The organism is Paracoccus sp. FO-3 (assembly GCF_006386455.1).
GTDB lineage: Bacteria > Pseudomonadota > Alphaproteobacteria > Rhodobacterales > Rhodobacteraceae > Paracoccus > Paracoccus versutus.
Genome location: NZ_VCBQ01000118.1, coordinates 1 through 14,075 on the forward strand (window position 1 = coordinate 1; position 14,075 = coordinate 14,075).

12 protein-coding genes are annotated in these 14,075 nt (G+C 68.6%); 10 read left to right on the forward strand and 2 right to left on the reverse strand.

Annotation, left to right across the window (positions count from 1 at the left end; translation table 11 throughout):
• Positions 1–524 precede the first annotated feature (524 nt).
• Positions 525–1,430, reverse strand: coding sequence for an alpha/beta hydrolase (locus FE811_RS22625; protein ID WP_116222852.1), 906 nt, complete (start codon positions 1,428–1,430; stop codon positions 525–527).
• A 143-nt stretch (positions 1,431–1,573) separates the two neighbouring features.
• A complete protein-coding gene (locus FE811_RS22630; RefSeq protein ID WP_052096306.1) occupies positions 1,574–2,398 on the reverse strand; it encodes an IclR family transcriptional regulator in 825 nt (274 codons plus the stop codon).
• A gap of 196 nt (positions 2,399–2,594) precedes the next feature.
• On the opposite strand from FE811_RS22630, the gene FE811_RS22635 reads away from it, so the two are divergent.
• The 10 genes from FE811_RS22635 (at position 2,595) to dctP (ending at position 13,989) form a co-directional block, all read left to right on the forward strand.
• The gene (locus FE811_RS22635) at positions 2,595–3,743 is read left to right on the forward strand and encodes an acyl-CoA dehydrogenase family protein (protein ID WP_166435588.1); all 1,149 of its coding nucleotides are present in this window, start codon (positions 2,595–2,597) and stop codon (positions 3,741–3,743) included.
• Positions 3,733–4,884, forward strand: coding sequence for an acyl-CoA dehydrogenase family protein (locus FE811_RS22640; RefSeq protein ID WP_072464243.1), 1,152 nt, complete (start codon positions 3,733–3,735; stop codon positions 4,882–4,884). The genes FE811_RS22635 and FE811_RS22640 overlap by 11 nt, the downstream gene beginning before the upstream one ends.
• 78 nt (positions 4,885–4,962) lie before the next feature.
• Complete coding sequence (locus tag FE811_RS22645; protein WP_116222641.1) at positions 4,963–6,588, forward strand: class I adenylate-forming enzyme family protein; 1,626 nt, start codon at positions 4,963–4,965, stop codon at positions 6,586–6,588.
• A gap of 67 nt (positions 6,589–6,655) precedes the next feature.
• Positions 6,656–7,402 carry an electron transfer flavoprotein subunit beta/FixA family protein gene (locus tag FE811_RS22650; protein ID WP_116222853.1) on the forward strand — a complete coding sequence of 249 codons (747 nt, stop codon included), beginning with the start codon at positions 6,656–6,658 and terminating at the stop codon, positions 7,400–7,402.
• On the forward strand, positions 7,402–8,346 hold the full coding sequence (locus tag FE811_RS22655) for an electron transfer flavoprotein subunit alpha/FixB family protein (RefSeq protein WP_116222642.1): 945 nt from the start codon (positions 7,402–7,404) through the stop codon (positions 8,344–8,346). Before FE811_RS22650 ends, FE811_RS22655 begins: the two co-directional genes overlap by 1 nt.
• Positions 8,347–8,361: 15 nt before the next feature.
• The gene (locus FE811_RS22660) at positions 8,362–9,216 is read left to right on the forward strand and encodes a MaoC family dehydratase N-terminal domain-containing protein (RefSeq protein WP_116222643.1); all 855 of its coding nucleotides are present in this window, start codon (positions 8,362–8,364) and stop codon (positions 9,214–9,216) included.
• Positions 9,210–10,043 carry a CoA ester lyase gene (locus FE811_RS22665; RefSeq protein ID WP_116222644.1) on the forward strand — a complete coding sequence of 278 codons (834 nt, stop codon included), beginning with the start codon at positions 9,210–9,212 and terminating at the stop codon, positions 10,041–10,043. Before FE811_RS22660 ends, FE811_RS22665 begins: the two co-directional genes overlap by 7 nt.
• Positions 10,036–11,262, forward strand: coding sequence for a CoA transferase (locus FE811_RS22670; RefSeq protein WP_140848860.1), 1,227 nt, complete (start codon positions 10,036–10,038; stop codon positions 11,260–11,262). The genes FE811_RS22665 and FE811_RS22670 overlap by 8 nt, the downstream gene beginning before the upstream one ends.
• Positions 11,263–11,272: 10 nt before the next feature.
• Positions 11,273–12,925: an acyl-CoA dehydrogenase family protein gene (locus tag FE811_RS22675; RefSeq protein ID WP_140848863.1), complete on the forward strand. Its 1,653-nt coding sequence runs from the start codon at positions 11,273–11,275 to the stop codon at positions 12,923–12,925.
• Between the two features lie 44 nt (positions 12,926–12,969).
• A complete protein-coding gene (gene dctP, locus FE811_RS22680) occupies positions 12,970–13,989 on the forward strand; it encodes a TRAP transporter substrate-binding protein DctP (RefSeq protein ID WP_166435589.1) in 1,020 nt (339 codons plus the stop codon).
• The last annotated feature ends 86 nt before the right edge of the window (positions 13,990–14,075 follow it).

The following is a 14,075-nucleotide window of genomic DNA, read 5'->3' on the forward strand; positions in this document are numbered from 1 at the left end:
CCATCCTCCTAAATCCACAGTAAGGCGGGCCATTATTCCGGTATGCAAAATCAGATTCTGCTTTTTACGTTAGGATCGGGGCAGTGCGAAGCCAATTGACATTTTCCCAACCGCCGCTTCGGCAGAGCCGAATTGACGCGTTTGGCCGGCCGGCATTCCGCATGGGGCTGCGGCTGCGGGGCTCCATGCCCGGCGCCGATGGCTGCTCTTGCGCCTTGGGCCGCGGGCCGCGACCTTCCGGGCAGGGTCGGCAGGGTCGGCAGGGTCGGCAGGGTCGGCAGGGTCGGCAGGGTCGGCAGGGTCGGCAGCCCCGCGAGATCGTCCGGGTTCTGCCGTGGTGCGCATGTGTTCGCGACCGGCCGCGGATGCCTGGTCGAACCATTTCGGCGGCGCGGCACAGGCAACCAAGCTCGGCGCGAGGCGGCGATGCCGGTCGGGGCGCGCCGCCGCGGCGGCAGGTTCCGGGGCTTTCGGCCCCCCATGGAAAGGCCGCCCAGGCATGATGCCAGGGCGGCGCCGGTGTTTCAGAGCCTGGCCCTGAAGAAGGGGCCGAGCTTCGCCATCGCCTCGCCCACCAGGTCGGGCTTGTCATAGAGGCCCAGGTGCGACGCGCCCGGAACGATGTGCAGGTGCTTGTCCTTGCTGGCGGCGCGGCGGAACAGGTCTTCGCTGATCCAGCGCGTGCCCGCATCCTCGCCGGCGACGATCTGGATCGGCTGGGTCAGGAACAGGTCGACCAGGTGGAAGGCGTCGAAGGTGGCGAGCTGCGCCAGGCTGCGCACCGGCGCGATGCTGGGCGAGCTGGCGCATTGCGCGCGCGGGGTGCGGTAATACTCGACCGCCTCGGCCAGGTCGGCGTTCGGGGCGTCCTCCGGCTGCTGCGGCACGATCGGATAATAGCCGGTCTCGGCGCCGTTCGCCTCGGCGGTGCGGGCGTTGGCTGCGTTTTCCAGCATGGCGAAGGCGCCGGTCAGGTCGTCGCGGCCTTCCCAGCCATTGCGCAGGATCGCGCCGTAATTGGTGGCGCTGACCGCGCCCACCGCCTTGATGCGGCGGTCGCTCATCGCCGCTGTCACGGTATAGGCGCCGCCGGCGCAGATGCCCATGGCGCCGATGCGGCCGCGGTCGACATAGGGCAGCGTCGTCAGGTAATCCACGGCGGCGCTGATGTCCTCGACCCGCGCATGGGGGTTTTCAAGCTGGCGCGGCTCGCCGGTGCTTTCGCCCTGGCAGGAGGCGTCGAAGGCGATGGCGACGAAGCCCTCGGCCGCAAGCTTGCCGGCATAGATGCCCGCCGTCTGCTCCTTCACGCCGCCGGCGGGGTGGGTGACGACGATGGCGGGATAGGTCTTGCTTTCGTCGAAGCCGGCGGGAAGGTGCAGATGCGCGGCCATCTCGAGCGCGCCGTTCCTGAAGGTCACGGATTTCATCTTCGTCTCCTCTGTCATGCGATGGGGACGAAGATAGCGCCGGCGACGAGTCGCAATTAGACCGCTCAATCGGGATGCCGTGATTAGCCGGCCTTATGAATGCGCCCTCGCCGCGCCGAAGGGACGAGGGCCCAGGGCCGGGCTCAGACCCGGACCGGATGCACCAGCAGTTCCGCCTCGATCCGGCTGACCATGACGGCCAGGCGCGGGCCGACGTCGCTGCGAATCATCTCTTCCGTCAGGTGGAAGGACGGGCCCGAGCAGTTGAAGGCATAGACCCCGCCGTCGCGCGTCTTCAGCGCCGCGCCGACGCCGTTCACCGTCCGCTCGTAAGTGCCCAGCGAGACGCAATAGCCATGCGCGTCGAGTTCCTTGAACGCGGTGGCGAGGCGTTTCTTGAACTTGGGGAAGTCGGCCTTGTCGTGTTTCTCGATGGCCTCGACCAGGAAATCCCGCTCGCTTTCCGGCAGGGCGTGCAGATAGGCCATGCCCATGGCGGACCGCGCGATCGGGATGCGGGCGCCGACCTCGAGCCGCAGCGACACCGTCGCGCTGCCATGCGCCAGTTCCAGATAGGCCAGGTTCAGCCGGTCCCGGTTGCCGAGCGCCACCGAGATATTGGCGTGATTCGCCAGCTCCTGCATGTGCGGGCGGGCGACGCGGGTCAGGCTCATGCTGCCGAGATAGGCGTAGCCCAGCGACAGGACCGGGGTGCCCAGCGAATATTTCTCCAGCCGGGCGTTGTATTCCAGATAGCCCAGCGTGGTCAGCGTATGGGCGATGCGGGCGACGGTCGGCTTGGGCAGGCCGGTGCGCTGCGCGATCTCGAGGTTGCCCAGGAAGCCGTCGCCCGGTTCGAAGGCGCGCAGGACTTCCAGCCCGCGCGCCAGCGCGGTGATGAACTGGCGGTCGGTCTTTTCCTCGTCGGGACCGGGCAGGGACAAGAGGGTTTTGAAAGACCTGGCCAAGCTGAACTCCTGCTTTGTTGCGGGCTTCTGTCCCACGTTAGTCGGTTTTCTGCCAGAAACAAGCTTCTGCCAGGCGAAAGACGCAGCCGGGGGCCGTGGGCTGCGCCAGTATGCAAAATGTAATTCTGCATTGCAAAACCAGATTGGTTGGTTTAAACAGCCTGTCAACATCAACCCATGCTGCGGGAGGCGCGATTTGTTCAGCAGGCCGGAGGAACCCGACCACAGGCAACAGCTTCGGGAAAGCGTTGCGGATTTCGCCAATCGAGAGGCCACGCTTGCCGCGACTCGGGCGGGGCTGGCCACGCAGGCGGGCTTTTCGCATGAACGCTGGAAGACCATGGCCGAGCTGGGCTGGACCGGCATCCTGGTCCCCGAGGATGACGGCGGCCTGGCGATGGAACATGCGGATCTGGCGGCGCTGCATCACGAGGCCGGGCGCGCGGCCCTGCCGGAGCCGCTTGTTTGCGTTGGCATTCTTGCGATGCAGGCGCTGGTCCTGGGCGGCAATCAGGCGCTGAAGGACAGGCTTCTGCCCGGCCTGATGGGCGGCGACCTGCTGGCGACGCTGGCCTGGCAGGGCCGCGCCGGGGCGATGGGTTCGGGCGCCGTGGGGCCCAAGGCCGCGCCCGAGGGCGAGGGCTGGACCCTGTCGGGCCAGGCGCTGTTCGTGCCCCTGGCGCAAGAGGCCGGCGGCTATGCCGTGGCTGCCGATACCGGCGCGGGCATCCTGCTGGCCTGGATCGACCAGCCGCCGAAGGTGGTGCAGACCACCGCCCACACCGACGGATCGCGGCAATCGACGGTCGATCTCGACGGGGCCAAGGTCGATCCCGGCGCAGTCATCGCCTTTCCCGACCGCGGGGCGGCGATCCTCGACCAGCTGCTCGACATCGCCCGGCTGGCCGTCGCGGCCCAATTGCAGGGGGTGATGGAGGCGGCGTTCCAGATGACGCTGGACTACATGAAGCAGCGGGTGCAGTTCGGCAAGCCCATCGCCTCGTTCCAGGCGATCCAGCACCGGGCGGTGAACCTTTACGTCCATATCGAGATGGCGCGCTCGGCCTTGCTGCGGGCCGCGGCGGCGATGGACGATCCTCATGCCGATGCGGCCAGCCGGGCCACCCATGTCTCGGCCGCGAAAAGCCGGGCGGGCGATGCCGCGCAGCTGGTGGTCAAGGAATGCATCCAGCTGCATGGCGCCATCGGCTATACCGAGGAATGCGACCTCAGCCTTTACGTCAACCGGGCGCTGGCGCTGGCGGCATGGCTCGGCAATCCGCGCGCCCATCGCGCGCGCTGGTTCGAATTGCACAACGCCGGGGGGCAAGCCAATGGCCATTGATTACAATGCGATGGACGAGCAGGATTTCCGCAGGATGCTGCGGGATTTCATCGCCGCCGAATGCCCGCCGCACCTGATCAACCAGGCCCGCCGCGTCAACTGGCACGAGGCGAGGGACTGGTTCCTGAAGCTGTCGGCCAAGGGCTGGCTGGCGCCCGCCTGGCCGGTCGAGCATGGCGGCATGGGCCTGAACGTCGAGAAGATGCTGGCCTATCACGACGAATTCGACAGCGCCGGCGTCGCCCGCCATCCCGACATCGGCATCGTCATGCTGGGGATGCTGCTGGTCCGCTTCGGCACCGAGGCGCAAAAGGCGCATTACCTGCCGCGCATCCTGGCGGGTCAGGATGTCTGGTGCCAGGGCTATTCCGAACCGGGCGCCGGCTCGGATCTTGCCAGCTTGCGCACCTCGGCGGTGCTGGACGGCGATCACTGGGTCATCAACGGGCAAAAGATCTGGACCACGCTGGCGCAGGATTCGACCGACATCTTCATCCTGGCGCGCACCGATCCCGCGGCCAAGAAGCAGCAGGGCATCAGCTTCTTCCTGGCGCGGATGGACACGCCCGGCATCACCGTGCGCCCGATCAAGACCCTGGCCGGCGATGCCGAGTTCTGCGAGGTCTTTCTCGACGACGTGCGGGTGCCCAGGGACAATATCGTCGGTGCGGTCAATGACGGCTGGACCATGGCCAAGGCGCTGCTGGGTTTCGAACGCCTGACCCATGGCAGCCCGAAATTCGCGCAGATGGCACTCTTGCGGCTCGAGACGATGGGCCGCGAGCTGGGCATTTTCGACGACCCGTCCTTTGCCGCGACATATACCCAGCTGGCGCTGGATGTGGCCGACCTGACCGCCACCTATGCCCGCTTTGCCGAGACGCTGAAGGGCGGCGGCGCGCTGGGGCCCGAGATCTCGATCCTCAAGCTCTGGGGGCCGGACCTCTACCAGCGCATCTCGGAATTCATGCTGGACGTGGCGCAGGAAAACGGCTCGGCCCTTGGCCCGACCCGGTTCGGCGGGGCCGAGGTGGACCCGCTTGGCTATTACTTCCTGTCGCGGCCGACCACGATCTACGGCGGCGCCAGCGAGATCCAGCGCAACATCCTGGCCAAGACCCTGCTGGGGATGCCCGGCTGACACCTTGCGCGAAGGCCGTGAAATGACCTGCCGGGGCCGCGTCCAAGGCCCTGCGAAGCCTGTAGAGGGAGGATTTGGATGCAGGACGTCATTCTGAGGCAGAGCCCTGCCGACCAGCAGCATTACCGCGCGACCGGCGTCTGGCCCGACGAGACCTTCGCTGACGTCCTGCGCGCCCGCACCGCCGCCCATCCCGACCGCGAGGCGGTGACGGACGGCAAGGCCCGGCTGACCTATCGCCAGCTGGAGGATGCGATCATCCGCGTCGCCGTCCTGCTGGCCCGCAGCGGCATCCGTCCCGGCGACATCGTGGCGGTGCAGCTGCCGAACTGGATCGAGTTCATCCCGGCCTATTTCGCCATCGAGCGCATCGGCGCCATCGGCGTGCCGGTCAGCATCGAGTTCCGCGCCCGCGAGGTCGATTACGTCCTGCGCACCACCGGGGCGCGCGGCATCATCACCTGCGCCGAATACAAGAAGTTCGACCATCAGGCGATGGTCCAGGCCCTGCGCAAGGATCTGCCCGAACTGACATTCCTGGGCGTGGTGCGGGGGCAGCCGACCGGGGACGCGGTGGCGCTGGACCCGGTGATCTCCGCCTCGGGCCGGCCCCAGGGCTTTGCCGAGGTCGGGACCGACCCGAACGCGATGATGCGGATGATGTTCACCTCGGGCACCACCGGCAGCCCCAAGGGGGTGACGCATAACCACAACACCTCGCTGTGGCCGGCGCGGATGCTGAACATGGACATGGAGGTGGGCGAGGACGACGTGATGCTCCTCTACCTGCCGCTGGCGCTGAACTGGGGCTATCTCTCGGTGCTGCAGACCGTGCTGGCGGGCTGCAAGCTGGTCATCATGGAGAAATTCGCCGCCGAGCCCGCGCTTCAGGTGATCGAGGCCGAGCGCGTGACCTATGTCGCCACCGCCCCGGCGTCCATCGTGGCCATGCTGAACGTGCCGGGGCAGGAGCGATACGACCTCTCCTCGCTGAAGACGGTGATCTCGGGCGGCACCTCCTGCCCGCTGGAAACCATCCGCGCCTTTCGCGCCCGCATCCAGGGCGACCTGATCGAGCTTTACGGCATGCTGGAATGCGGCGGCTATCATACCTATACCCGGCGCAGCGACGACCCGGAAAAGGTCGCGGGCTCGGTTGGCAAATGCGGCACCGAGATGCGGCTGCGCATCTCGCCCATCGGCGGCACCGGCGCGGTGCCGCAGGGCGAGCCGGGCGAGATCCAGAGCCAGGGCCCGGCCACGCAGATGGGCTATTACAAGCGCCCCGAGGCCAATGCCGAGGCCTTTACCGAGGACGGCTGGTTCCGCAGCGGCGACCTGGGCATGATCGACGCGGACGGCAACCTGCGCATCGTCGGGCGGCTGAAGGAGATGATCAACCGCGGCGGCAAGAAATACTATCCGCGCGAAGTCGAGGAGATCCTCTACACCCATCCGAAGGTGCTGCATTGCGCGGTGATCGGCCTGCCCGACGAACGGCTGGGCGAGTCGAACTGCCTTTGCCTGGTGCCGCGTCCGGGCGAGAGCGCCACGCTGCAGGAATTCGTGGATTTCCTCAAGAACGAGGTGGCGATCTACAAGCTGCCCGAACGGCTGGAGATCTTCGAGGAATTCCCGATGACGCCCACCGGCAAGTTCCAGCGCCATGAGCTGATCAAGCAGGTCGTCGCCCGCGACGGCTAGGCCAGGCGCATCCCATTGCAACCCGCGCCGGCGTTTGCCGGTGCCCGTCATGGAGACAATCCCGGACATGAAAATCCTTGTCCCCGTCAAACGTGTCGTCGATTTCAACGTCAAGGTCCGCGTCAAGGCGGACGGCTCGGGCGTCGATACCGCCAGCGTCAAGATGTCGATGAACCCCTTCGACGAGATCGCCGTCGAGGAAGCCATCCGCCTGAAGGAAGCCGGCAAGGCCGATCAGGTCATCGCCGTCTCCGTCGGCCCCGCGCAGGCGATGGAAACCATCCGCACCGCGCTGGCCATGGGCGCCGATCGCGGCATCCTGGTCAGGACCGACGAGGCGGTCGAGCCGCTGGGCGTCGCTCGCGTGCTGAAGGCGCTGGCCGAGAAGGAGGGCCCCGGCCTGGTCATCCTGGGCAAGCAGGCCATCGACGGCGACAACAACCAGACCGGCCAGATGCTGGCCGCCCTGCTGGGCTGGGCGCAGGGCACTTTCGCGTCCAGGGTCGAGATCGGGGACGGCGAAGTGACCGTCACGCGCGAGGTCGACGGCGGGCTTCAGACCGTGCGGCTGAAGACCCCCGCCATCGTCACCACCGACCTGCGGCTGAACGAGCCGCGCTATGCCAGCCTGCCGAACATCATGAAGGCCAAGAAGAAGCCGGTCGATGAGACGACGCCCGAGGCGCTTGGCGCGGACATCTCGCCGCGCCTCAGGGTGGTCAGGACCAGCGAGCCGGCGCAGCGGCAGGCGGGGATCAAACTCGGCTCGGTGCCCGAGCTGGTCGGCAAACTCAAGGAAGCGGGGGTTCTCTGATGGCCATTCTTCTGATCGCGGATCACGACAATTCCACCCTGTCCGATGCCACCGCCAAGGCGCTGACGGCCGCGGCCAGGATCGGCGGGCCGGTGCATGTGCTGGTCGCCGGCTCGGGCGCGCAGCCGGTGGCCGATGCCGCCGCCGCGCTGGCGGGCGTCGACAAGGTGCTGCTGGCCGATGCGCCGGCTTACGCCCATGCGCTGGCCGAGCCGCTGGCGGCGCTGATCGTCTCGCTGGCCGGTGGCTATGACGCCATCCTCGCCCCGGCCACCACCACCGGCAAGAACGTGCTGCCGCGGGTCGCGGCGCTGCTCGATACGGTGCAGGTCTCGGACGTGGTGGCGGTGCATGGGCCCAAGAGCTTCGAGCGCCCGATCTATGCCGGCAACGCGCTGCAAGTGGTCGAGGTGCTGTCGGCGAAGATCGTCGCCACCATCCGCACCACCGCCTTCGAGGCGGCGGGGCAGGGCGGCTCCGCCCCGGTCGAGCCGGTGGCGCCGGCCGACGATCCGGCCGTGTCCAGCTTCGTCGGCCAGGAGGTCGCGGTTTCCGAGCGCCCCGAGCTGACCGGCGCCAGGATCGTCGTGTCGGGCGGCCGCGCGCTCGGCTCCAGGGAAAAGTTCGACGAATTCATCCTGCCGCTGGCCGATGCCTTCGGCGGCGCGGCGGGCGCGTCGCGTGCGGCGGTCGACTCGGGCTATGCCCCGAACGACTGGCAGGTGGGCCAGACCGGCAAGGTGGTGGCGCCCGAGCTTTACGTGGCCGTCGGCATCTCGGGCGCGATCCAGCACCTGGCCGGGATGAAGGACAGCAAGATCATCGTCGCCATCAACAAGGACGAGGAGGCGCCGATCTTCCAGGTCGCCGACCTGGGCCTGGTGGGCGACCTGTTCAGCGTCCTGCCCGAACTGACCCAGGCCGTCGCGGCCGCGCGCGGCTGAGGCTGGAGGGGGAAGATGACCGACCAGCCCGCCGTCGACATCGAGGATCTGCGCAAGGCTATCGGCCGGGAAAGCTCGGCCTCGGAAATCGTGACGGTGCAGCATTGCCTTGCGCTGAACGCCACGCTGGACAAGGACGCGCCCCCGCCGCAGCCGGGGGACGCGGCGCCGCTTTCGATCCACTGGTGCCTTGCCCCGCCCACCGTGCCGATGCGCGCCATCGGCGCAGACGGCCACCCCGAGCGCGGCGGCTTCCTGCCCGCCGTGCCGCTGCCGCGCCGGATGTGGGCCGGGGGGCGGCTGGAGTTCCTGGACCCGATCCGCGTCGGCGACCGGGTCACGCGCCTGTCGCGGATCGAGGATGTCAGGCTGAAGCAGGGCAGCACCGGCCCGCTGTGCTTCGTGACCGTGTGGCACCAGGTCTCGACCCCGCGCGGCCCGGCGATCAACGAGCGCCAGGATATCGTCTATCGCGGCGCCGAGACCGGGGCCGCGTCCGCGAAACCGGCGGTCCCGCCGCCCGGCCCCAGAGCGGAATGGAGCCGCAGCGTCATGGCAGACCCGGTGCTGCTGTTTCGCTATTCCGCGCTGACCTTCAACGGCCATCGCATCCATTACGACCGCGCCTATGCGATGGGCGAAGAGGGCTATCCCGGCCTTGTCGTGCATGGGCCGCTGCAAGCCACGCTGCTGCTGACGCTGGCGGGCGAGCTGCGCGGGATGCCCAAGACCTTCGATTTCCGCGGCACCAGCCCGCTGTTCGACGGCGCCGCCCTTACCGTGAACGCCGCGCCCTCGGAAACCGGGCTGGAGCTGTGGATCGCGGGCGCCGACGGCCGCACCACCATGTCGGGAAGCGCGACATGGTAGAGGCGCTGTCCACGATCACCGCGCCGCTGTTCGTGCCCGCGTCTAGGCCCGAGCGGGTGGCCAAGGCGGCCGCCTCGGGCGCCGATGCCATCGTCATCGACCTGGAGGATGCCGTGGCGCCGGCCGACAAGCAGGCCGCGCGCGATGCGCTGGCGGGCCTTGCCCTGCCGGATATCCCGGTGATCCTGCGCCTCAACGCCATCGGCACGCCCTGGCACGAAGGCGACCTGGCGCTGGCCGCGCGGATCGGCCTTGCCGGGATCATGCTGCCGAAAAGCGAAGACGCGGCGCAGACCCAGGTGGCGCATCAGGCCGCGGGCCACGCCGTCCTGGCGTTGGTGGAAACCGCGCGCGGCATCGCCAACCTGCCCGCCATCGCCGCCGCGCCGGGCGTGGCGCGGCTGGTCTTCGGCTCGGTCGATTTCTCGGCCGACATCGGCTGCGCGCATGAGCCCGAGCCGCTGCTGCTGGCGCGCTTGCAGATGGTGCTGGCCTCGCGCGTCGCGGGGCTGGCCGCGCCCATCGACGGCGTGACGCTGGCCATCGAGGACGAGGCCGCCGTCGAGGCCGCCGTCGAGGCCGATGCGCGCCGCGCGGTGTCCCTGGGTTTTTCGGGCAAGCTTTGCATCCATCCGCGCCAGGTCGCGCCGGTGCTGCGCGGCTTCGCGCCCTCGGCGGCCGAGGTCGAATGGGCCGCCAGGGTCGTGGCCGCCGATCGGGGCGGCGCGGCGATGGTGGACGGGGCGATGATCGACCCGCCCGTGCGGATGCACGCCGAACAGATCCTGCGCCGGAGCGGCAGAAAAGACGGGGTGAACCATGTATGACATTCTGAAGGGCCTCCGCGTCATCGAGGGCTCGTCCTTCGTCGCCAGCCCGGTTTGCGGCCAGCACCTGCTGGGGCTGGGGGCCGAGGTCATCCGCTTCGACAATATCGGCGGCGGGCTGGATGCCAGCCGCTGGCCCATCGACGGGGCGGGCCGCAGCCTGTTCTGGGAAGGGCTGAACAAGGGCAAGAAATCCATCGCCATCGACCTGAACAGTCCCGCCGGGCGCGAACTGGCGACGCAGATCATCACCGCGCCGGGCGAGGATGCGGGGCTGTTCGTGACCAACTTCCCGGCCGCGGGCTTCCTGTCGCATGAACGGCTGGCGGCGCATCGCCCCGACCTGATCACCGCCCGCGTCATGGGCTGGGCCAGCGGCCGCAACGCGGTCGATTACACGATGAACGCGATCACCGGCCTGCCGCTGATCACCGGCCCCGAGGATCTGCCGCCCGACGTGCCGGTCAACCACGTCCTGCCCGCCTGGGATCTGATCACCGGCGCCTATGCCGCCTTCACCCTGATGGCGGCCGAGCGCAACCGCCGCCGGACCGGCCAGGGCGGCGAGATCCGCATCCCGCTGGTCGACATCGCCGCGACCACGCTGGGCCATCTGGGCCAGATCGCCGAGGTAACAGCGGACGGCCCGCCGCGCATCCGCAGTGGCAACGACCTTTTCGGCGCCTTCGGCTGCGACTTCTTCACCGCCGACGGCAAGCGGCTGATCCTGGTGGGCATCACCGCGCGGCAATGGAAGGGCGTGATCGAGACCTTCGGCATCGGGGCCGAGGTGGCGGCGCTGGAAGACCGGCTGGGCGTGTCCTTCGACCAGGAAGGCCCGCGCTTTCTCCACCGCAAGCCGCTGTTCGACATGGTGCAGAAGGTGATCGGCGCGATGAGCTATGCCAAGGCCGCCGCGCTGCTGAACGAAAAGGGCATCTGCTGGGAGACCTATCGCAGCCTTCAGGAATCCATGGCCGAGGAGCCCGGCTTCATCAGCGGCAACCCGGTCTTCAACCAGCAGACCCATCCGTCCGGCCCCAGCTACCCGACGGGCGGCGCCCCCGCGACCTTCCCGGCGCTGCCGCGCCATCCGGCCCCGCGCGCACCGCGCCTGGGCGAGCATACCGAAGAGATCCTGGCCGAGCTGCTGGACCTTCCCGCCCATGAAATCGCCCGGCTGCACGATCAGCGGATCGTCGCCGGCCCCGAGAGTTGAGGAAACCGCCATGTCCGACACCGCCGATCTTGCCGATCTTCTGGACCGCGCCGCCGCTGCCGTTGCCGCCATGCGCCTCTATCTCGACCGCGTGAAGGAGGGGGTAGCCGGCCGCGTCACCGTCGACGGCCGCCCGCAGGCCGCCCGCGTCGACCAACAGCAGCGCGCCGTCCACGGCTTTGCCTGGGCCGCCACCGTGGTCGAGGCGCTGGCCCAGACCGAATCCTGGGGCCGCCGCCTGCAAGCGGCCGGCACCCTGGGCGAGGCCGAGCGGCTGGTGATCGAGATCGGCTTCGGCGAATACCTCGCCCAGCTTCTGGGCGGCATCCCGATGGGGCCGAACGAGATGCTGCGCCCCGCCGACCTGGGGGTCTCAAACGATGCGCTGGCGCAGGACGCGGCGGTGGCCGGGTTCATCGCCGGGGGCAACACGCCCGCCAATCGCGCGCGGCTGGTCGAGCTGATCCAGTCGGGCGAGCAGGTCTCGGACGCGCTTGGCGACGCCGACCTGGACATGATCCGCGAAACCTACCGCCGCTTTGCCGAGGAGCGCATCGCCCCCTCGGCGCATCAATGGCATCTCGCGGATGTGCTGATCCCCGACGATATCGTGGCCGAAATGGCCGAGCTTGGCACCTTCGGCGTCTGCATCGACGAGGAATATGGCGGGCTCGGCATGGGCAAGCTGGCCATGTGCGTCGTGACCGAGGAACTGAGCCGCGGCTGGATCGCCGCCGGCTCGCTGGGCACCCGCTCGGAAATCGCGGGCGAGCTGATCCTTGGCGGCGGCACGCCCGAGCAGAAGGCGGAATGGCTGCCCAGGATCGCCTCGGGCGAGGTGCTGCCGACCGCGGTCTTCACCGAGCCCGACACCGGCTCGGACCTGGGCAGCCTGCGCACCCGCGCCAGCCGCGACGGCGAGGGCTGGGTGGTCAACGGCAACAAGACCTGGATCACCCATGCCGCGCGCAGCGACGTGATGACCATGCTGGTGCGCACCAACCCGGACAGCAAGAGCTATGACGGGCTGTCGATGCTGCTGGCGCCCAAGCCGCGCGGCACGGACGACAACCCCTTCCCGGCCGAGGGCATGACCGGGGGCGAGATCAAGGTGCTGGGCTATCGCGGGATGAAGGAATACGAGCTGCCCTTCGACGGCTTCCGCGTCCCGGCGGACGGCGTGCTGGGCGGCGAGGAGGGGCAGGGCTTCAAGCAGCTGATGCGCACCTTCGAGGGCGCGCGCATCCAGACCGCCGCCCGCGCGGTGGGCGTGGCGCGCTCGGCCTTCGAGCTGGGCTTGCGCTATGCGCTCGACCGCAAGCAGTTCGGCCGCGCCATCGCGGGCTTCCCGCGCATCTCGGACAAGCTGGCGATGATGCTGGTCGAGATCGTGCTGGCGCGCGAGCTGACCTATTTCTCGGCTCGCGAAAAGGACAAGGGCCGGCGCTGCGACATCGAGGCCGGCATGGCCAAGCTGCTGGCCGCCCGCGTCGCCTGGACCAATGCCGACGCGGCGCTGCAGATCCACGGCGGCAACGGCTATTCGATGGAGTTCGAGATCAGCCGCGTGCTGTGCGACGCGCGCATCCTGAACATCTTCGAAGGTGCCGCCGAAATCCAGGCACAGGTCGTCGGCAGGGGGCTGCTGGCGACGAGGAATTGACGATGCTGCCGCGCTCCTGCGGCGGCCGGATGGAGGACCAACTGATGATGAGGAAACTGATCGCCACGACCGCCCTTGGCGTCCTGGCATGCACCGCGCCCGCAATGGCGCAAGAGGAGATGACGCTGAAGCTGGCCCATATCGCGCCGGCGACGCATTACCTGTGGGAACAGGGCGCGAAGCCCTTTACCGAGGCGGTGACGGAAAGCACCGGGGGCCGCGTCCGCTTCGACGTCTACCCGGCCGGGCAATTGGGCAAGGATTACATCTCGATCCTGAATTCGGGCATTGCCGACGTGGTGTTCTTCGTGGCGAACTATGCGCCCGACAAGTTCCCGCTGACCTCGGTGGTCGAGCTGCCCTCGCCCTACAAGACCTCTTGCGAGGCGACGGCGCGGTTCTGGGACCTGGCGCAGGACGGCGGGCTGCTGAACGAACAGGAATACAAGCCCCAGGGCATCCATGTGCTGTTCGTCTCGTCGCTGCGCCCCTATACGGTGATGACCACCGGCAAGCAGGTGACTGGGCTTGGCGACGTCGCCGGGCTCAAGCTGCGCGCCAACGGGGCGGCGATGGACAAGGCGGTGCGGGCGCTTGGCGGCGTGCCGGTGCGCGTGCCCTCGCCCGAGGCCTATGACGCGCTGACCCGCGGCACGGTGGACGGCGGCGTCTATTCCTACCTCAGCCTGCCGGAGTTCAAGCTGGACCAGGTCTTCCACCACGCGGTCGACGGGGTGCAGATCGGCTCGCCCGGCATCGTCTTCGCCATGAGCGAACGCGGCTGGGAGCGGCTGCCCGAGGACGTGAAGGCGGCGATGACCGAGGCGGCGCTGCCCGCGCAAGAGGGGCTTTGCGCCTGGCAGGATGCCGAGGAAACCAAGGTCCGCGACAGGCTGGTGGCCGAGCAGGGCTTTACCGTGAACACGCTTTCGGCCGAAGAGGCCGCGCAGTGGAACGAGCGGCTGGCGACGGTCGCCAGCGTCTGGCTGGACGAGCTGAAGGCCGTGGGCAAGGACGGCGAGGCGCTGTTGCAGGCCTATATGGGCGATCCGGCCACGAACTGAGCCGGGCCGAGAGCCGCAGGAGAAGGCCGCGACCCGATGGTCGCGGCCTTTTTCCTTTGCCGGTCGCAAGCCGCGATCCCCGGCTT

Excerpts from the sequence above, each read along its gene's own strand:
- FE811_RS22625 (WP_116222852.1), bottom strand. The coding sequence starts at position 1,430 with ATGAAATCCGTGACCTTCAGGAACGGCGCGCTCGAGATGGCCGCGCAT.
- FE811_RS22640 (WP_072464243.1), top strand. The coding sequence starts at position 3,733 with ATGGCCATTGATTACAATGCGATGGACGAGCAGGATTTCCGCAGGATG.
- FE811_RS22645 (WP_116222641.1), top strand. The coding sequence starts at position 4,963 with ATGCAGGACGTCATTCTGAGGCAGAGCCCTGCCGACCAGCAGCATTAC.
- FE811_RS22650 (WP_116222853.1), top strand. The coding sequence starts at position 6,656 with ATGAAAATCCTTGTCCCCGTCAAACGTGTCGTCGATTTCAACGTCAAG.
- FE811_RS22655 (WP_116222642.1), top strand. The coding sequence starts at position 7,402 with ATGGCCATTCTTCTGATCGCGGATCACGACAATTCCACCCTGTCCGAT.
- FE811_RS22660 (WP_116222643.1), top strand. The coding sequence starts at position 8,362 with ATGACCGACCAGCCCGCCGTCGACATCGAGGATCTGCGCAAGGCTATC.
- FE811_RS22665 (WP_116222644.1), top strand. The coding sequence starts at position 9,210 with ATGGTAGAGGCGCTGTCCACGATCACCGCGCCGCTGTTCGTGCCCGCG.
- FE811_RS22670 (WP_140848860.1), top strand. The coding sequence starts at position 10,036 with ATGTATGACATTCTGAAGGGCCTCCGCGTCATCGAGGGCTCGTCCTTC.
- FE811_RS22675 (WP_140848863.1), top strand. The coding sequence starts at position 11,273 with ATGTCCGACACCGCCGATCTTGCCGATCTTCTGGACCGCGCCGCCGCT.
- dctP (WP_166435589.1), top strand. The coding sequence starts at position 12,970 with ATGATGAGGAAACTGATCGCCACGACCGCCCTTGGCGTCCTGGCATGC.